Source organism: Burkholderia sp. WSM2230, assembly GCF_000472445.1.
Classification (GTDB): domain Bacteria; phylum Pseudomonadota; class Gammaproteobacteria; order Burkholderiales; family Burkholderiaceae; genus Paraburkholderia.
Genome location: NZ_AXAJ01000005.1, coordinates 278,030 through 296,597 on the forward strand (window position 1 = coordinate 278,030; position 18,568 = coordinate 296,597).

Sequence of the window (18,568 nt, forward strand, 5' to 3'; positions counted from 1 at the left end):
CCGCCGCTCGCAAAAGCCCGGGTCACCCCATCCACCCAAACCTGCGCGACAGGCGCAGCGTTGCCGTGCGCAACGTCTGCGCGGGCCCGGCCGTCGCGGCGCTGTCGAAGCTGCCGGTCGGTCCCATCAGCGCGAGCACGAGACAGATGCTGCCGGTGTGATCGAATACCGGCGCGGCGAGCGTGTCGATGCCCGGTATGGGGCGGCTCAGCGCGGTATCGATACTGTCCGCGCGAATCTGCGCGAGGCGCTGCGCGTAGGCTTTTTTCAACGCCGGCGGCGTGCCTTTGTCCGCGAAAACGTCGGCCTCGTTCGCACCGGCGAGGCGCAAATGGTCCTGCGCGAGCAGCCCGGCACGCACGTCGTCCGCGATATGCGCCGCGAAGACCCGCCCAATCGCCGTGTTCACCAGCGACATCACCGTGCCCACGCGCAAGCTCACATGCAATGGCCGCGGCGATTCTTCCAGCCGAACGACCGTCGGCCCAAGCGGACCGAGCACTGCCATCGCGACACTCATCGCAGTCGCTGTCGCCAGCTCGACCACTTCGGGCTCGGCCTCGCGCGTCGGCGAAAGGCGCTGCAGGCTGATCAAACCGAGTTCCAGCGCGAGCGGCCCGGCCTCGAAACAGCCGGACGCGTCGCGGCTCAGCAAGCCGGTCTTCAGCAGGCTCACCAGATGCGGGAACGCTTTCGCCGGCGGCATACCGGCTGCGGCTGCGAGGTCGCGCAAGCTCAACGGCCGTGCCGCCGCGACGAGCGCCGCCAGCAGTTCGCCAGTGCTGTCGAGCGACTGGATGCCGCGCTGCGGTTTCGCATCGGCGGAAACGGGAGCAGAGTGGTCGGTCACGATGCGGACGTTGCAAGCTGTGAGGGTTGAATGGCGAGCTCCGCGCCGATCTCGCGAGCGGTGCCGAGCAACGCGTGGGCAATCGAGCCGTCGGCGGCCACATTGATCGCGCCGGTCGAGCCGATCACCGTCAACGCCAGCGCGAAACGCCCGTGCTGGTCGAACACCGGCGCGCTGAGGCTGCTGATGCCGGGACTCGGCGCATCCACGCTGCACTCCATGCCGCGCGCGCGGATCTTTTCCAGCGACGCCTGGAAAGCAGCGTCGCGCGGCGCGCTCGGCCTGCTTTGTGCGGCGCCGGACTGGTTTGCCCACATCGCGTCGAGCGTTTCGCGCGGCAAGTAAGCGCAGAACACGCGTCCCGTCGATGTCGCCGGCAAAGACATCACCGTGCCCACATGCAGATTCACGTGCAAGGGAAAGCCCGCATGCTCATAGCGAACGATGGTCGGCCCTTGCGGCCCCGCAATACAAATGGCAACGCTGAAGCCGATTGCTTCGGCGAGCGCCGCTACGCGCGGCACGGCGGCGCGAAACGCCGGCTGATTTTCCAGATGCAAGAGCCCGAGCCGCAATGACAGCGGACCGGGCTCGTAGCGGCCCGACAACTCGTCGCGCTTGATAAGGCCGAGGCGGCTCAGGCTCACCAGATAAGCATGTGCCTGCCCCGGCGCCAGCTCGGCGGCAACGGCGAGGTCCGACAGCGCGAGCGGCACGCGCGCCTGCGCGAGCGCAAGCAGCAGCCGTCCGCCGACTTCGACACTCTGAATGCCGCGCTGCGTCTTGCCGCCTTCCGCTGTTTCGTTGGCGCCTGGGCCTTTGCCCGCGGCCTCTTCGGCTGCCTTCGCTGCTTTGCTCACGCCCACGCCTGTCCGTTAAAAAGCGTTCATGTTAACCGAACCCGGAGCCGCAAACCGCCACGGTCCACGCTTACATCTTAGGTGTTGTGCGATTTGCGTATAGCGATACATTTCGCTATTGACAAATAGACAGTCGTGATCCTAAGATGCATTCACCCCGACACACCGTCGCAGTCACAGAGTCAAAAAAGGGGCGAGACAACCTCCAATACCGTCAGCACGCGCCACGGCGCGCGACCGGCTGTCTCGCCTCACGTCCAACTTTTGAGGGAGACGAGCATGGCAAAGGCATTCGCATCGCAGGCCGATCTTGAAGTCAAGAAAGTCACGTGGACGCAGTTGTCCGAGAACGCCTACGCGTACACGGCGGAAGGCGACCCAAATTCGGGCGTGATCATCGGCGACGACGGCGTGCTGATCGTCGACACGACAGCCACGCCGGCCATGGCGCAAGACCTCATCGCGAAGATCCGCAGCGTCACCGACAAGCCGATCAAATACGTCGTGCTGTCGCACTATCACGCGGTGCGAGTGCTCGGCGCGTCGGCGTATTTCAAGGAAGGCGCGCAGGAAATCATTGCGAGCCGCGGCACGTACGAGATGATCGTCGAGCGCGGCGAAGCAGACATGAAGTCGGAAATCGAACGCTTCCCGCGTCTGTTTGCCGGCGTCGAAACGGTGCCGGGCCTGACGTGGCCCACGCTCGTCTTCGAAAAGGAAGTGACGCTATTTCTCGGCAAGCTCGAAGTGCGCATCGCGCATCTGGGCGCCGGTCACACGAAGGGCGACACCGTGGTGTGGCTGCCGTCGCAAAAGGTGCTGTTTTCAGGCGATCTCGTCGAATACGACGCAGCCTGCTATTGCGGCGACGCGCAGCTCGAACAATGGCCGGCCACGCTCGAAGCTCTGCGTGCGCTCAACGCGGAGAAGCTGGTGCCTGGCCGCGGCCCCGCGCTGACCACGCCTGAAGACGTCAACAAAGGCCTCGACTACACGAAAGATTTCGTGACCACGCTCCTGCAGCAAGGCCGCGAAGCCGTCGCCCAGAAGCTGGACCTGAAGGCCGCCATGGCGCATACGCGCAAGGCAATGGACCCGAAGTTCGGCCATGTGTTCATCTACGAACATTGCCTGCCGTTCGACGTCTCGCGCGCTTACGACGAAGCGAGCGGCATCACGCATCCGCGCATCTGGACCGCGCAGCGCGACAAGGAAATGTGGGACGCGCTGCAAGCCTGAGCGGCATAGAACGATAGAAGCGAACAGCAGCGCCAGGCCATAGCAGAGCCAGCAGAGCAAAGCGGAGAAGGACGGAGACACAAGATGAGCATCAACTACCAGACGCTGTCGTTCGAATACCAGCCGTGCCGCGAGCAGGATTCCCGCCACGGCGGTGAGCAGACGGTCTATCCGGTGATCGTGGTCGGCGCGGGGCCTGTGGGTCTTGCTACGGCAATCGACGTCGCGCAACAGGGCGTGCCGGTGATACTCGTGGACGACGACTGCTCGTTGTCCACGGGCTCGCGTGCAATCTGCTTTTCCAAGCGCTCGCTGGATATTTTCGATCGGCTCGGTTGCGGTCAGCGGATGGTCGACAAGGGCATCAGCTGGAATGTCGGCAAGGTGTTCCTCAAGGACGAGCTCGTCTACACATTTAATCTGCAGCCCGAAGCAGGTCATCATCGGCCTGCGTTCATCAACTTGCAGCAGTACTACGTCGAAGGTTTTCTGCTCGAACGCGCGCAGCAAATGCCGAACATCGAGATTCGCTGGAAAAGCAAAGTGGTCGGCGTCGAGCAGAGCGGAACGCCGGGCACCTGCGATGCCGCAGTGACGTTGACCGTCGAAACGCCCAACGGTCAATACGCGTTGCGTGGCCGCTATGTCGTTGCCGCCGACGGCTCGCGCAGTCCGATCCGCAATCTGATGGGACTCGACAGCAAAGGCGTGACGTTCAAAGACCGCTTCCTGATCGCAGACGTGAAAATGGAAGCGGACTTTCCGACCGAGCGCTGGTTCTGGTTCGATCCGCCATTTCATCCGAATCAGTCGGTGCTGCTGCATCGTCAGCCTGACAACGTGTGGCGAATCGACTTTCAGCTCGGATGGGACGCCGATCCAGTGCTCGAAAAAACGCCTGAGCGTGTGATTCCGCGTGTGCGCGCGTTGCTCGGACCTGACGCCAGATTCGAGCTGGAATGGGTCAGCGTCTACACGTTTTCGTGTTTGCGCATGGAACGCTTCCGGCACGGCAACGTGCTGTTCGCGGGCGACTCCGCACACGGCGTGTCGCCGTTCGGTGCACGCGGCGCGAATAGCGGCGTACAGGACGCGGAAAATCTCGCATGGAAACTGGCGATGGTCCTGGAAGGCAAGGCATCGGACGCGTTGCTCGACACTTATGCAAGCGAACGCGAATTTGCCGCCGACGAAAACATCCGCAACTCCACGCGTTCCACTGATTTCATCACGCCGAAAAGCCCGATGAGCCGCGTGTTTCGCGATGCAGTGCTGAAGCTCGCGCGCCATCATCCGTTTGCGCGGCAGTTGACGAACAGCGGCCGCCTGTCGGTGCCTGCGGTGCTGAGCGATTCGCCGCTCAATACCGCGGATCGCGACAGTTTCGAGGGCCTCATGGTGCCCGGCGCCCCATGTGTCGATGCACCCGTGCAGGCCTCTGGCGAACCTGGCTGGCTGCTCCAGCATCTCGGCCAGCAATTCACAGGCATGCTGTTTTGCGGCGACGAAGGCATCGACGCTGCAACTGTAACCGCGCTGAATACGCTTCGCACAAGCGCGATTCCGTTGAAGCTCGTGGTGATCGCGCGCGGCGAAACGCAGCCGGCGACCATCGCGGGCGCGACGATTCTGCGCGATGCCGAGGGACTTGCAGGCGCGCGCTATGACGCACAGCCCGGCACGTTCTATCTGATCCGGCCGGACCAGCATGTGTGTGCGCGCTGGCGGCAAGTCGAACCGCTCGCGCTCGAGCGTGCGTTAAAGCGAGCGTTGTGCGTGGAAGGCACAGCCTGAGCACCGCGCCTTTAACGTAAAAATAGAATCTGGAGACACCATGGCACTTAATACCCAACCGAACCTCGCGCGGCCCGACGATTTCTACGAGGCGCTGATCGACATGCATCGCGACCTCGACGACGCACGCAGCCAGTCGGCAAATGCGCAGCTCATTCTGCTGCTCGCCAACCATATCGGCGATCACGCGACGCTGCTTGAAGCAATCCGGCATGCACGCGAAGGGGTGGCGGATGTGTCGCCGGAAGGTGGCGCGGTTCATCCGCTTGCAGCCTGATTCGCAGTCCATGTAGCAGGGACGCGCGCGCGGTTTGTCAGGCGGCGCGCTACTCACAACAGCAGTAGGGCCGGTTCACGCCCTCGTCCGCTGTCACTTCGACACAACAGAGCCACACAACAACACGGCGATTCAGGACGCCGGACCCGCGGGTCCGTTGGACCCATCACGCCTCAAGTCTGGAGATAACCGATGCGTCAATCCCTCGCCCCGGCGCTCGAGCCGGCTTCAAGCGCCGCCGCGCACGACGATCTGCTGTATCGCAAGGTCTCGCTGCGCATCATTCCGTTTCTGTTTCTGTGCTACGTGGTCTCGTTTCTCGACCGCATCAACATCGGCTTTGCGCAGTTGCAGATGAAGCACGACCTCGGTTTTAGCGACGCAATGTATGGGCTCGGCGCGGCCGTGTTCTATATCGGCTATGTTCTCTGCGAAGTCCCAAGCAACCTTCTGCTTGCGAAGTTCGGCGCGCGTCGAACATTCACGCGCATCATGCTGCTGTGGGGCGTGGCGTCGGTCGGCATGATGATGGTGTCGACGCCCGCGCATTTCTACCTGCTGCGCTTCCTGCTGGGCGTGTTCGAGGCAGGCTTCTTTCCGGGCATCGTGCTGTATCTGACGTATTGGTATCCGGCCCGGCGGCGCGCGGCGGTGCTGTCGGTCTTCTTTGCGGGCGTGGCGGTGGCGGGTGTGCTGGGCGGCCTCGTGTCGGGCTGGATCATGCGCGATATGGGCGGCGTGCTGGGTCTGTTCGGCTGGCAGTGGATGTTCGTCATAGAAGGGGCGCCGGCGGTTATCCTCGCGTTTGTCGCCGCCGTCTATCTGGTTGACGGTCCGCAGCACGCGAAATGGCTCACGGATGACGAGAAAGCGCAACTGATCGCGCAGCGCGACGAAAAAGGCGCCGCGTCGTCGCGCGCGGCGCATTCATCGCACTCGTTCGTGCAGGCTTTGCGCAATCCGCGCGTCTACCTGTTCGCCTTCATCTATTTCTCGCTGACCTGTGCGTCGCTGACGCTCAACTTCTGGATGCCGTTGATGATCCGCGACTTCGGCATTCGCGATGTTCTCGCAATCAGTTTGTACAGTGTCATTCCGAATGCGATCGGCGCGGTCGGCCTGATTCTGATTGCGCGTCATTCGGACCGGCGCGGCGAGCGTCGCCGGCACTTCGCGGTATGCACGATTGGCGGCGGCCTCGCGCTTTCGCTTTTGACCCTGCATTTAAGCAGTTTTCCCGCGATGCTCGCGATTCTCTCTCTCGCCGCCGTGCTGATTTTTGCAGCGCTGCCAATCTTCTGGACGGTGCCGTCGAATTATTTGTCGGGCGCCGCGGCGGCGGGCGGCATTGCATTGATCAGCAGCATTGGCATTACGAGCGGCATTGTGAGCCCGTGGGTGATCGGCCAGATCAAGACGCACACAGGCAGCATGGACAACGCGCTTTATCTGCTGACCGTGCTGCTGTTCACGAGCGGCATTGCGCTGCTGGTTGGCGTGCCGAAGGAAGGCAAGCCGCTCTGAAGGTCGCGCAGTTGGCGAAAGAGCCATCGTGTAGAGTCGCAGAATTCCATTGCGCTTGATTCTTGCGATGTCTGCCACTCTCGAACCTGTCCCGCTACAGCATGAAGGCCCGCCCGACCTGTCCTTGTGGCGGGTCGACGTGTCTTTCGACGCATCGCTCGATGCCTCTGCGTTCCAATCCCTTAGCGACGACGAGCGCAACAGGGCGCGCCAGTTCCGCCGCCGCGAAGACGCGCTGCGCTTTGCCGCAACCCGCGCTGCGTTGCGTGAACTGCTCGCGCAACGCAGCGGCATGGACGCTCGCGCTGTGCGCCTGACGGTCGACGAAAACCGCCGCCCGCGGCTCGCGGATTCGACCGCACTCGACTTCAACGTATCGCATGCGGGCGCGTGCGGCGTGATCGCGATGTCGTCGGCGCGGCGCGTGGGTGTCGATATCGAACAGTGCGTCGATACCTTTGATTGGCGCTCCATCGTCGCGTTGACATTGGACGCGGACGAGGCGGCGTGGATCGGGCGCCTCGATCCTTCGCGGCAAATGGCTGCGTTTTACGACGCATGGACAGCAAAAGAAGCGCTCGTGAAGACGACGGGCGTGGGCATCGTGCGCGGCTTGCAGCATTTGACCGTGTTGCCGCGCGAAGGCCATCGCGTCACGCTGCGCAACATGATTCCCGATGACATGCAGACGATAGCCGCGCAGTGGATCGCTGCGCCGCACGGCTACGCGGCGTGTGTCGCGTGGTCTTTGGCGCCGCTTGTTCCATAAGATGTCGACCATTGAAGGCGCTTTTGCGCACGTATCTGCGCGCTTCAAATGCAACTAACTGTCAGCCCCGCGCGGCGCCTCCGGATAAGATGGCGAAGCACCAGGCACTCTCAGCCGAACACATAAAACCGCCTCGCAACCATGCCTGCTCACGAACACTAGCCCATGCCGACAGATCCGTCCGAAGCCGCGCATTCCTCCATTGCAGACGAAGCAGCACAGCGCCTGCCAACGCTGATGCTGGCCACTGCCTTATCGTTGGGAAGCGCGATCGCGCTGGGGTTAGCGCGCTTCGCGTATGCGCTGCTATTACCCTCGATGAAACTCGACCTCGGCTGGACCTTTGCGCAAGCCGGCGCCATGAATACCGCGAACGCGCTGGGTTATCTGCTAGGCGCGCTGGCTTTTCCGCATTTCGCACGCCGCTGGCAGGCAGACAAACTGTGCGTGGCCGGGTGCGGAGCTACCGCGTTCCTGATGTCCGCCAGCGGGCTTGTCGCGGACACCAACTTGCTGCTCGCGTTGCGCGTGATAACAGGCGCGGCCAGCGCGGCGATTTTCATCAGCGGCGGAGTGCTTGCCGCGCGGCTTGCATCGGCGAGACCACGCGATGCCGGACTCGTGCTCGGCCTGTACTACGGCGGCACGGGATGGGGCATTGTGGCGTCATCGCTACTGGTGCCGGTGACGATCCTGAACCGCGCACATGGCTGGCAGTTCGCGTGGTTTGCGCTGGCCGCCGCCTGCGCACTCTTCACCGTGGCGGCTGTAGGCGCTGCGCGGAAAATAGAGGGCTTGCACGCCGTGGCGGCACCGGCCGCGCAGCGCGTAGGCGCGAGCCACGCCGCGCGCTGGCCGCGCTTTGCCTGCGCGCTCGCCGGGTATGGCTTGTTCGGCGTCGGCTATATCGGCTACATGACGTTCATCGTCGCTCTGCTGCGCAACGCGGGCATGAGCGCCGCTGTCGTCACGGAGTTTTATCTGTTGCTGGGTGTTGCGACGGTGCTCTCGGCGCGTCTGTGGTCCGGATTGCTCGACCGCATGCGCGGTGGTCAGGCGCTGGCCTTGCTTAACGCGCTGCTCGCGGTCGCGACGCTGTTGCCGGCGTTGTTCACGCAACCGTGGATTGCTTTTGCATCCGGCGCGCTATTTGGCGCGACGTTTCTCTCGGCGGTTGCATCCACTACGGCATTCGTGCGCCACAACCTGCCGACAAGCCATTGGGCCAAAGGCATCAGTGCGTTCACGATTGTGTTCGCGTTCGGGCAGATCGTGGGGCCAATGGTGATCGGCTGGATATCGGACGGAGCGGGGCTTGCGCGCGGCCTCATCTATTCAGCGCTGTTGCTGGCGGGCGGCGCACTGCTGGCCGCGTGTCAAAAGCCGCTGCGCGAAGAGTGAAGTGCGTATGGTGGCGCACCAGACACTAGACCTGCACTGACGGAATGCTCTTCATGCAGCGCAGCGCGAACATTGAGCGGCTATGACGGATGCCCGCGATCTTGTATAGCTTCTCGCGCAGGAATCGCTCGTAGCCCGCGGTGCCGTCCACAGCCACCTTGACCAGATAGTCGTAATCGCCCGATACCAGGTACGCCTCCAGCACTTCGGTGAGCGTGGCTAGTTCGGCACCGAAGCGGGCGAGGGCGTCGTCGTCATGACGATCGAGCGTGACTTCGAGCAGCACGATATCCGCGAGGCCGAGCTTCTGTTGATCGAGCAGCGCCACGTAGCCGCGTATGTAGCCTTCGGTTTCCAGTTGACGCGTGCGGTTCCAGCAGGCGGTGGTCGACATGCCCACGAGTTCGGCCAGTTCCGCATTGCTCACGCGTGCGTTCTTTTGCAAGGCGCGGAGGATTCTGCGGTCCTGATTGTCCAGCGCGCGGGTCTTGGTGCTCATGGGTCGGTTCGGAAGATTGTTCGTTCACACATGATTCTATCGGAAGAACATTCCGTTAGCCGCCGCATTGTGTGGTGCTTTAAGAAGCCTATCCAGCGCGGCTCCCGGTATATTTTGACGGTGCATTCGTGTCCGGGACAACCGTCCGGATCGCCGATCTCCCGGCGGCCACGCGCGGCCACAAGCCGCTAGCGGTATGACGCTGCTTTTACCGAAGCCAGCATGAGAGGGAATTGCGGCGCTACCACGCCGCAGCGAACGCTCGCTCGGGCCCGAACGCATGTATGGCACTCGCGCATGAAAGACGGCGTGAAAAGACGCGCGGCCACAAAAGGGCCGCGCCATGGAGCATGTTTCGAATGATCAATGAAAGATGAGGTACAGAATCACCAGCACGATCACCGGAACACCCAGAAGCCAGCCAAGCAGGTAAGGCATGATGTCTCTCCTTTCGTATCGAGTTGGAACACGACGGAAGTTCAGCATGGCGCGTGCCCGGGGTGCGCGCGGCGTTTGCCTGATCAATGCATTGAGAAACGGGGCACCGTTAGCCATTGTCGACGAAGCCCGGATAGAGCGTCATTCCACCGTCGACAAATAAGGTTGTGCCCACAACGTAATCGCTTTCGTCGGATGCGAGCCAGACTGCAGCCTTGCCGATGTCTTCCACTTCGCCGACCCGGCCATATGGAATCAGTTGCAGTAACTTCCTGCTTGCCGCGCTCGTGTCCCACGCGTCGTGATTGATCTTCGTGCGAATCGCGCCCGGTGCGATCGAGTTGACGCGAATCCGTTCCGGCGCAACCTCTTGCGCAAGCGACTTCATGAACATCTGAACGCCGCCCTTTGACGCCGTGTAGTTGGCATGTCCGGCCCACGGAATTACCTCGTGTACCGAGCTCATGCAGATGATCTTGCCTAGCGCTTTCGATGCGGACGTCGGCCCACGTCGGCGAAACTCTTTCACCGCGGCTTGTGCAGTGAGGAACTGTCCCGTGAGATTCGTGCCGAGCACGGTTTGCCAATCGTCCATCGACATCTCGGCGATAGCGCTGTCCCTTTGCAAACCCGAGTTCGCAACGACGATATCGAGTGTGCCGAAGCGGGCACGGCATGCGTCGAACATTGCGTCGATGTCCTCGGGATTCGATACATCGCCTTGTACTGCAAACGCCGCACCGCCTGACTGGTTGATTTCGTCGGCAAGTTTCTCCGCTGATTCGGCATGCGAATGATAGTTCAGCGCGACAGAGGCGCCGGCATTCGCAAGCGCTTGCGCGACGCCATAGCCAATGCCGGAACTTGCGCCTGTGACCAGCGCGAACTGATTGGCGAGTAACTTTTCCATCGCAATTCCTCGGTGATAAATAGCCTTTGTATCTACCTTCAGATGTGGCGAGGCCGCCGGGTAGGCGAGCAGTTCACTGCATCGCAACCCGGCGGCCAGGTCCGCGTTGATCTACTGGTGTGATTGCGCCACGCGAATCGCTATATGACGCCGGCGACCAGCAGCACGATCACGACAATCAGCACGACGCCAAGACCACCCGTAGGCGCATAACCCCAGGAGCGGCTATGCGGCCAGGTCGGCAGCGCGCCAATAAGGAGAAGAAGCAGCACAACCAGAAGAATAGTTCCCAACATGTATGACCTCCGCTTGGTTGATGGCGCTGTCTTGCACGCGCGCCACGCACGCATGCTTAACGTGCAGCGGGCGGAGCACCAGACAGTGTCGTGACCTATGTCGAGCAAGCCTCGTGCCCAACGCGGAGGACGCGCGGCCCTTACACCGCAGGGGTACGTGTGCTGCCGACGCGCGAAACGATGAAATCCGCGATGAACGCGCCTGTCAGCGCGACGGCGCCGCACGCGAAGATCAGCGCGTAATTGTTATGCGAATGCGAAAACAGATACGAGTAGCCATAACCGCCGAGCGCCTGAAAGAGCGCGAACGCTGTCGTCGCGCGGCTCCACGAGGCGCGCTGTTCCGTGTGATCGTGCGGCACGAGTTCATGAATGCGGCCGAGCGCGAGCGGCACGATGCCAGGCGTGAAGATACCGAGAATCACCGTCGACAATGCCAGCACCCACCTGCTGCCTGAAAGCGCGAGCATCGCAACAGCGGCGCCTTGCAGCAGTAATGCCACGCGATAAGCCTTGCCGTAGCCGATACGATGCGCGATGTTGCCCGCGATCACCGGTCCTGCGATTGCGGCGAGCCCGTACAGCACCCAGTAGTCAGCGCCGATTGCCGCGCCTCGGCCGAGACCGCGCGCCACGTAATCGACGAGCAGGATCATCGCCGGCACGAGGCCGAGCGCGTTGGCCGCGTATTGCGCGTACAGCACACGCAGCGCGAGCGTGCGGGTTTGCGTAGCCTGATGATGAGCGGTTGCCGCGACGGACGCGGGTGGATTCGTCGACGGCCAGCCGAACCAGCTCACTGCTGTGAGGACGAGCGCGACCGTGCCAAGTCCGATCCACGTGGTCCGTAAGCCGAAGTGCAGCAGTTCGGGAATCAGTGTGCCGGACGCCGCAATGCCCAGCCCGAGTCCCAGGAAGATCATGCCGCTCACGAAGCCTCGGCGCGGCGCGGGAATGTGCGGAAGAATGGAAGTCGCGACGAGCACCATGATGGCGCCGCCGGAGATGCCCGACAGCAAGCGCCACACGAAGAACCAGCCTATCGACAGCGGATACGCGCAGGCAAAGAACGCTGCGGTGACGACGGCCATCAACATGCGCAATGCGGTCCGGTTCGACAACGCGGATGCGAGCGGTCGGCCGATCAACGCGCCGATCAGATAGCCGGCGAAGTTCGCGGCGCCCAGTGTGACTGCTTGCGACGACGTGAACCAGTGCGCCTGAATCAGCGATGGAATGAGCGGCGTATACGCAAAGCGCGCGAGTCCGATTGCGACGAGACTGCCGCTCAATCCGGCGAGCGTGGCAAAGAGCGCGCGAGCGTCGAGCGATGTCGAAGCCGAAGAGGTCAATGAAGGCGCTGTAGACATGACGATTCCTTTACCGGCCAACGTGCATGACGTCGCGCCGGATGTCGGTGAGGGTGCGAAAGAGAGTGCGGAAAAGTGCGCCTCGTCAGGCGCGACGCTTAGCCGTCGCCGTGTCTGGCCGGTAGCGCCGGCAGGCCGAGCAGCACCAACGCGCCGGCTACCGCGCTCGTGAGCACCGCACGCTGTGGATCGACGCGCGCGAGCACGCGCATGCCTAGCACGGTGGCGAGCAGATGAGCGGCGGCTTCATCGGCGGAAATGGTTTTGGGCAGCGTGCCGCTTTTTTTTTTTTGTGCCGCGACGAGACAACGGCGGAAGAACTCGCGCATCTCGGCGATTTCGGTCGCGACGAGTTTGCGGAATGCTTCGTCCTCCGATGTAATTTCCAGCGCCGAATTGACCAGCATGCAGCCGCGCTTGTGTGGGTCGGAGACCGAGCGCTCGATGGTTTCGTCGAAGAAGCCGGTGATGGCTTCGGCTGGCGGCATGGTGCTCTCAAGGCGCCGGATGCGCTCGCGCAACGAGCAGTCGAGATAGTGCTCCAGCGCGCGCAGATACAGCCCGCGTTTGTCTCCGAACGCGTTGTAAAGACTCGGCTGGGTCAGACCGGTGCACTTGACCAGGTCGCGCGTGGACGTGGCCTCGTAGCCCTTGAGCCAGAACGTTGCGCTGGCTGCTTCGAGCACCTCTTTTTCATCGAATCCGCGGGGTCGCGCCATGATGAATGTCCTTTGCACCGGCTTGGGCGGTTATGTATCAGTCGATATAGAACGGCATTATATATCGGTCGATACAAAAAGCAAGAGCGGGCTGCCGGCGACCGGCATGGGACCGCCGCGCCTCGTGAGCGAGCTCGGGCGCGGCAGTTTCCAATTACGGACAGCTGGAGCGTCCTACAGATAGGTGCCTTTAATGCGGCCTTCGAAGATGGCGGTATTGATCCCGAAGTCGTCCACGTGGCCGAGGGCGCCGCCGTCGACGGTGACGACGACGGAACGGCCGCCGCGCACGAGCTTCAGTTGCTCGGCGGTGAGCGTGACTTCCTGCTGGGCGCCTTCGGCGCTGCGGGGCAGGTCCTTGATGATGACGGTGGATTTCATGGCGATACTCCTTGAAGTGGTTGGGCGAGCACGGCGGCGTGCTCGCTCCGATTTCTGCAAGGCATATGCCAATTTGCGCGACACACAGGGCGATTCTGCAATGCGTCCGCAGACGCAAGGCCAGACAGGGATGCGCGCCGCGCATTCGCTGATCGCAAATTGCGATGAAGAAAAATTTGAAGCCAGGTGTGCGGGTGCGCCCCACAGAAGAAGTTCGAACTGTTGGGCTGCGCACACGCTGAAGGCGTCACAGTGTCTGAGCCTTGCAAAGCACGGCACGGCGGCAAAAACACAAGCGGCACGCGCCGATCACGCGTGCCGCCGCATTGCTCGATTGAATGCGAATCTAGGTGCGCCGCGTGTTGCGCGCCGCTGCCACCTTCACGATGGTCTGATGCGCGGCGGGAAAGCCGGGCGGATATTCGACGACGCGCGCCGAGGCCGGCACGAGCGGCGCGGCGCTCGTCAAGCGCGCGCCAATGCGTGCGCCGCCGACAATGGCGGCCATTGCCTCACGGTCGAGTTCGACGCTGTCCGCGAGATCTTTGATGAGAAGCCTGGCCATGATGTGTTCGCCGGGAAAGTGGAGCGATGGGCCGGTGCGATGGTCCGGCTGGCGCTCGCGGGTGTCGTCCAGTGTGCTGAGGTCTCGTCGCACTATGAGTATAGGAAATCTGTTTTCAACCTGCCTGCCGGATATGGCGAGGCGGCAGTAGGAAAGCCCCCGGTCCTTCGCTACTGCACGCCATCACACGACAGCGGTGTTGGATGCCCACAGCGCCGGGCTGACGTTCAGGTGCAGCGGAACCATGCCTGCGCCGATTACGCCGACGTTGTTCAACGCCGCGACATTCACGTATTGCAACTGGTTGAGGTTCTGGTTCACCGAGACGTTGACATTGGCAATGCCGCTAAGGCCGCTTACCGAAGGCACGCCCGGCACGCCGCTGCCGGTGCCGCCGGAGACTGCCGACATGGCGCGGCGGTCGAGTTCGCGGGTGCGGGAAAGATCGCGAATCATGAGAGATGACATGGTGTTTCTCCAAACGTATGTGGAAGAAGGAGGCGCCTCGCGCGAGGCGAAACGGCACGCGACAATGGCCGCTTCGCCTCGCCGCACGTCACACGTGGATGTTGTTGCTCGACACGACCGACGGGTTGAGCGTCGAGCCGATGCCGGCAGCGAACGCAACGTTGTTGCCGTTGGCGTTCTGGATGTTGAGCTCGTTGCTGATCAGTTGCGTCGCGTTGACCTTCTTGCTGTAGTCGGGCGCGTAGACCGGGCTGAAGTTGAAGTACGACGTGGACGGTCCGAAGCCGCCGCGCACGGCGCTCATCGACTTGCTGTCGAGTTGTTCGGTGATGGACAGGTCTTTGATCATCAGCGTGTTCATGGTGAATCTCCTGAAAGGGAAGGTTACGGTTCTGCGGTTGGGTTCGAGCAACTTGTCTGCTCGAGCGTCACTAATGCACGGCCTGTGCCAGATTTATTCAAGGTTCCTAATAAAATTGGCCAGGCCTTGTTGGGCAAGGCTTGCAGCGCGATGCAGCGCGGTTCTTGCTGTTCACCGAAGACGCGATACACGCGGCGAATGGTGGCGTGTGCCCGACAACGCGCCGCATTCTGTTGGATCACGCGCGACAGGCGCGTGCCGCGTGTCGCGCGGGGCAATCCTGATTTGCGAAAGCAGAGGGTGGGAGCTAGTATCGAAGCGGCACATGTAACTGGTTACGACAGCTTTCCTATCGGCCGGAATGGCCCTGATGCATGCGTTCGGGGTCGACGGCAGCGGCGGCACTTCGCACAACATGGCTAGCCTTGCGCGGGTGATTCACGACTTCCAGAACGGCGAGCTGTCTCGTGACGAGTTCGTCGCTCAGCTCGACAGCACGTTGGTGACCGAACGCCTCGGTCCCGCGCAGCTGCTGGAGATGCTCGGCGCCGCGCATCATAAAGCGCCGCTGCCGGAGGACCTTTACATCGAAGTGCGGCGGCGCATCGAGCAGTTGCGCGTGTCGAATGTGGCGGCCGGCGGCGAGGAAACCGGCATACAGACCACGGTGGAAATTCCCTCGGTGGTCCCACGCGGGCAGGAGCGCGCGGGCGCCCCGGCGAGTGCGTCGAACTCTTCGAACGCGGTGGGGCACGACCAGATCAAGGGTACCGGCGATACGCTGAACAATCGCTTCGTGCTCGAAGAGTGCCTCGGTGTGGGCGGAATGGGCACGGTCTATAAGGCGCTCGATCTGCGCAAGCTCGAGGCGTCGGACCGGAAGCCGTATCTCGCCATCAAGGTATTGAACGTCCAGTTCCGCGGCAATCCCAATTCGCTGGTTGCTTTGCAGCGCGAAGCGCGCAAGGCGCAGGTGCTCGCGCATCGCAACATCATCACCGTGTACGACTTCGACCGCGACGGGCCCATCGTCTATCTGACGATGGAGTACCTGTCCGGCAAGCCGCTTAGCCAGTTGTTGCGCACGCCGGGTTATCAGGGCATGCCGGTTCGTGCTGCGCTGCCTATCGTGCGCGGCATGTGCAGCGCGCTCTCGTATGCGCACGAACGCGGCTTCGTGCATTGCGACTTCAAACCCGCCAACGTGTTTCTCACGACGAATGCCGAGGTTAAGGTGATCGACTTCGGCATTGCTCGCGTGTTTCAGCGGCCGGAAGAAGAGAGCGATGCAACCGTGTTCGATCCGGGCAGCCTCGGCGCGCTGACTCCCGCGTATGCGAGCCCGGAGATGATCGAGCATCGCGAGCCCGACCCGCGCGACGATATCTACGCGCTTGGCTGCATCACGTATGAATTGCTGACGGGGCATCATCCATTTGACCGCCTGTCCGCCACTCAGGCACGCAACGCGGAATTCAAGCCGCAGCGTCCGCCCAGCCTCAATGCGCGGCAGTGGCGCGCATTGCGGGCCGCGCTTTCGTTCGACCGCGCGACACGCATGCCGAGCGTGACGCGCTTCATCGCCGAATTCGACAACGAGGCTCGCGCGGAGAAGTCGGGGACCTTGGCGAAGGCCGGGCTCGCCGGCTTTGCGGTGATCTGCTCGGCGGCTGTGGGCGTGTTCGCGTGGCGCGCCGCGCCGAACCGTCATAGCGAAGCACAGGTGGCCGCGGGCGCTTCGCACGGGCGGGTGGGCGAGGTGGCTTCGGCGCCGGCGCAAGGGAGTGAGATTGTGGCTGCGGCGGCGGGTGGGGCGGTGGATAGTGCAACGACCACAGGCTCATCGACCGCAGGCTCAACGACCGCAGGTGCAACCACAGCGAGCGCACCGTCGGCGAACGCACCAGTTGCACTCGCACCGCCAACGCCTCCTGCCACGCCGAAGCCCGCACTGACCCTCGCCGCAGTCGCGCCCACACTCGCTCAGGTGCCCTGCTCGGCGTTATCCGCATCCACGCAGGATCACACGTTGACGGTCCGCGGCTACGTTTCACAGCGCTATGGCGTCGCGCGCCTGAAAGAGGGGCTGTCGGCCGTGCCCGGCGTGGATGCACTGAAGCTCGACGTCGAGCCAACCGCCGACGACAAATGCGACACTCTCAAGGCGCTTGCGCCATACTGGGTGCAGAACTGGCAAGCCGGGCACGTCGCAGGCTTGCAGGTGCGTCCGCCGGGCGGCAAGTTGAGCGAGGGTGATCCACTGGTGGTCGACGTGAGCACGCCCGGCTACGACTCGTATGTGAACCTTGACTATTATCAGCTCGACGGCAATGTCGTTCATATGGTGCCGAGCCCGCGCGCTAAGGACAACCAGGCGCCGCCGCATTATTCGGCGACGGTCGGCAGCGCGGGCGACTGGGTGATTTCAAAGCCGTTCGGCGCGGAAATGGTCGTGCTGCTGATCACGCCCGCGCCGCTCTTCGACAAGCCGCGTCCCGAAGCGGAACCGCGCGCCGATTATCTGCGCGCACTCGACACACGCCTCGCGCAAATCACCGCGAAATACGGCCGCGAACGGATCGTGGCCGACTTTGCACCGATCACCACAAAGCCTCACGCACCGTAACGCGTTCGCGGCGTGTTGCCGAGCGTGGTGCGGCAGATCACTTCAGGTCTTTGACGACCCGCAGACCATCTTGCGACTGGCGTACGCCTGCGCTGTATTTGAAGCGCGTCGCGCTTAGCATGTAGCCGCCACCTTCGCGCCACGAGCCGCCGCGAATCACGCGCATGTCGCAGCCGGGGTTTTCCCACGCGCGGCCGTCGACGGGCGCCGACTGATACGAGTTATGCCAGCAGTCGGCTGTCCATTCCCAGACACTGCCGTTCATGTCGTACAGGCCGTATGGGTTCGCCGCAAAAGAACCTGCGGCTTCGGGGCCCTCCTTGTGCCATGGCTCGCCGCAATCCTTGCAGTTGGCGTTCCCCTTGCGCATCTGGTCGCCCCACCAGTAGGCGGTCGTCGTGCCGCCACGTACGGCGTATTCCCATTCTGCCTCGGTAGGCAGACGGTACGGTTTGCCCGTCGTTCTGGCGAGCCACTGCACGTACTGCTGTGCGTCGTCCCAACTGAGGTCGCGTGCCGGTGCGGCCTTGTTCGCGTTCGTTTCGGGCGTGAGCTTCGGACATGCATTGGCCGCGACACATGCATTCCACTGCTCCACAGTCACCTCGTATTTACCGATAGCGAACGGCGCACCAATCGTCACGTGGTGAACGGGCTTCTCGGATGGATCGTCGCTGTTGCTGCCCATCGAAAACGAACCTGCGGGCAACGCGATCATGATCGGACACGCAGCGCAGTCGCGGCTTTCGCTTGCAGCCGCCGGACGTGCCGAGGGTTTTTGTGCGGCCAGCGGAACCGGCGGCGCGGACGGCGCAGTTGTGCTTGCAGCGGGCGGCGTTGAACCAGCGTGCTGGCGATCCGGTGTCGCGGAGGCAGCGGGCGAGGCAGATGCAGTTGGTGCAGTCGGTGTCACGGGCCGCGCTGTCTGCTGCGGCGGTGTCGCCGATGGCGCGGCCTGCTGCGTGGGCGCCCTGGTTGCAGGCGCATTCGATGCCGCCGCCCGCAGACGATCGATTCGCGCATGCGCGAGCGTGGCGAAGCGCCCATTCGGATAAGCCTTTAAATATGCTTCGTAATCTGCGGGGTAATTGCTGTCCTTGATCGAATTCCAGAAGGTGATTTCGTATTGTTCGCTGCTGTCCTTCGGCAATATGCCCCGGCTGTGCAGTGCCACGACAGTCTCGTCATTTGCGAAGAGTTCGGCAGACATACCTGAGGCGC

Annotated in this window: 19 protein-coding genes; 7 read left to right on the plus strand and 12 right to left on the minus strand. The window is 62.8% G+C overall.

The genetic code is table 11. The annotated features are described in order from the left end of the window. Positions 1 to 22: 22 nt before the first annotated feature. Positions 23 to 850 carry an IclR family transcriptional regulator gene (locus tag A3AC_RS0113165; protein ID WP_025599371.1) on the minus strand — a complete coding sequence of 276 codons (828 nt, stop codon included), beginning with the start codon at positions 848 to 850 and terminating at the stop codon, positions 23 to 25. Continuing rightward, on the minus strand, positions 847 to 1,710 hold the full coding sequence (locus A3AC_RS0113170; RefSeq protein ID WP_025599373.1) for an IclR family transcriptional regulator: 864 nt from the start codon (positions 1,708 to 1,710) through the stop codon (positions 847 to 849). The genes A3AC_RS0113165 and A3AC_RS0113170 overlap by 4 nt, the downstream gene beginning before the upstream one ends. Before the next feature lie 279 nt (positions 1,711 to 1,989). Between A3AC_RS0113170 and A3AC_RS0113175 the strand changes: the two genes are divergently transcribed. From A3AC_RS0113175 to A3AC_RS0113200, 6 genes are all read left to right on the plus strand, one after another. Continuing rightward, complete coding sequence (locus tag A3AC_RS0113175; protein WP_025599374.1) at positions 1,990 to 2,949, plus strand: MBL fold metallo-hydrolase; 960 nt, start codon at positions 1,990 to 1,992, stop codon at positions 2,947 to 2,949. A gap of 84 nt (positions 2,950 to 3,033) precedes the next feature. After that, a complete protein-coding gene (locus A3AC_RS0113180) occupies positions 3,034 to 4,743 on the plus strand; it encodes an FAD-dependent oxidoreductase (protein ID WP_025599376.1) in 1,710 nt (569 codons plus the stop codon). 40 nt (positions 4,744 to 4,783) lie between these two features. Continuing rightward, positions 4,784 to 5,020: a DUF2783 domain-containing protein gene (locus A3AC_RS0113185; RefSeq protein ID WP_025599377.1), complete on the plus strand. Its 237-nt coding sequence runs from the start codon at positions 4,784 to 4,786 to the stop codon at positions 5,018 to 5,020. Positions 5,021 to 5,212: 192 nt separating this feature from the next. Further along, entirely contained in the window at positions 5,213 to 6,544 is a 1,332-nt protein-coding gene (locus A3AC_RS0113190) for an MFS transporter (protein WP_025599378.1), read from the plus strand. Positions 6,545 to 6,611: 67 nt separating this feature from the next. Then, positions 6,612 to 7,313, plus strand: a complete 702-nt coding sequence (locus A3AC_RS0113195) for a 4'-phosphopantetheinyl transferase family protein (RefSeq protein ID WP_025599379.1) — start codon at positions 6,612 to 6,614, stop codon at positions 7,311 to 7,313. Positions 7,314 to 7,478: 165 nt separating this feature from the next. After that, positions 7,479 to 8,714, plus strand: a complete 1,236-nt coding sequence (locus A3AC_RS0113200; protein WP_025599380.1) for a YbfB/YjiJ family MFS transporter — start codon at positions 7,479 to 7,481, stop codon at positions 8,712 to 8,714. 25 nt (positions 8,715 to 8,739) lie between these two features. On the opposite strand, the gene A3AC_RS0113205 is transcribed toward A3AC_RS0113200, so the two are convergent. The 9 genes from A3AC_RS0113205 to A3AC_RS0113245 all read right to left on the minus strand — a co-directional run bounded on the left by A3AC_RS0113205 (position 8,740) and on the right by A3AC_RS0113245 (position 14,721). After that, on the minus strand, positions 8,740 to 9,213 hold the full coding sequence (locus tag A3AC_RS0113205; protein ID WP_025599381.1) for an Lrp/AsnC family transcriptional regulator: 474 nt from the start codon (positions 9,211 to 9,213) through the stop codon (positions 8,740 to 8,742). 547 nt (positions 9,214 to 9,760) lie between these two features. Then, positions 9,761 to 10,561 (minus strand): SDR family oxidoreductase, encoded by an 801-nt coding sequence (locus A3AC_RS0113210; RefSeq protein ID WP_025599382.1) that lies wholly within the window; start codon positions 10,559 to 10,561, stop codon positions 9,761 to 9,763. Positions 10,562 to 10,701: 140 nt separating this feature from the next. Next, complete coding sequence (locus A3AC_RS29960; RefSeq protein WP_035475075.1) at positions 10,702 to 10,857, minus strand: DUF3309 family protein; 156 nt, start codon at positions 10,855 to 10,857, stop codon at positions 10,702 to 10,704. 140 nt (positions 10,858 to 10,997) lie between these two features. Further along, entirely contained in the window at positions 10,998 to 12,227 is a 1,230-nt protein-coding gene (locus A3AC_RS0113220) for a YbfB/YjiJ family MFS transporter (protein WP_025599384.1), read from the minus strand. A 98-nt stretch (positions 12,228 to 12,325) separates the two neighbouring features. Next, entirely contained in the window at positions 12,326 to 12,946 is a 621-nt protein-coding gene (locus tag A3AC_RS0113225; protein ID WP_025599385.1) for a TetR/AcrR family transcriptional regulator, read from the minus strand. Positions 12,947 to 13,120: 174 nt separating this feature from the next. Continuing rightward, positions 13,121 to 13,327, minus strand: coding sequence for a hypothetical protein (locus A3AC_RS0113230; protein ID WP_025599387.1), 207 nt, complete (start codon positions 13,325 to 13,327; stop codon positions 13,121 to 13,123). Positions 13,328 to 13,673: 346 nt separating this feature from the next. Beyond that, complete coding sequence (locus A3AC_RS0113235) at positions 13,674 to 13,892, minus strand: hypothetical protein (protein WP_025599388.1); 219 nt, start codon at positions 13,890 to 13,892, stop codon at positions 13,674 to 13,676. 183 nt (positions 13,893 to 14,075) lie between these two features. Beyond that, the gene (locus A3AC_RS0113240; protein ID WP_025599389.1) at positions 14,076 to 14,360 is read right to left on the minus strand and encodes a hypothetical protein; all 285 of its coding nucleotides are present in this window, start codon (positions 14,358 to 14,360) and stop codon (positions 14,076 to 14,078) included. 88 nt (positions 14,361 to 14,448) lie between these two features. Further along, positions 14,449 to 14,721 (minus strand): hypothetical protein, encoded by a 273-nt coding sequence (locus A3AC_RS0113245; protein WP_025599390.1) that lies wholly within the window; start codon positions 14,719 to 14,721, stop codon positions 14,449 to 14,451. 415 nt (positions 14,722 to 15,136) lie between these two features. Here A3AC_RS0113245 and A3AC_RS0113250 point away from each other — a divergent pair, with 415 nt between their 5' ends. After that, complete coding sequence (locus A3AC_RS0113250) at positions 15,137 to 17,347, plus strand: serine/threonine protein kinase (RefSeq protein ID WP_025599391.1); 2,211 nt, start codon at positions 15,137 to 15,139, stop codon at positions 17,345 to 17,347. Between the two features lie 37 nt (positions 17,348 to 17,384). On the opposite strand, the gene A3AC_RS31290 is transcribed toward A3AC_RS0113250, so the two are convergent. Further along, positions 17,385 to 18,557 (minus strand): SUMF1/EgtB/PvdO family nonheme iron enzyme, encoded by a 1,173-nt coding sequence (locus A3AC_RS31290; protein ID WP_442856503.1) that lies wholly within the window; start codon positions 18,555 to 18,557, stop codon positions 17,385 to 17,387. Between the last annotated feature and the right edge of the window lie 11 nt (positions 18,558 to 18,568).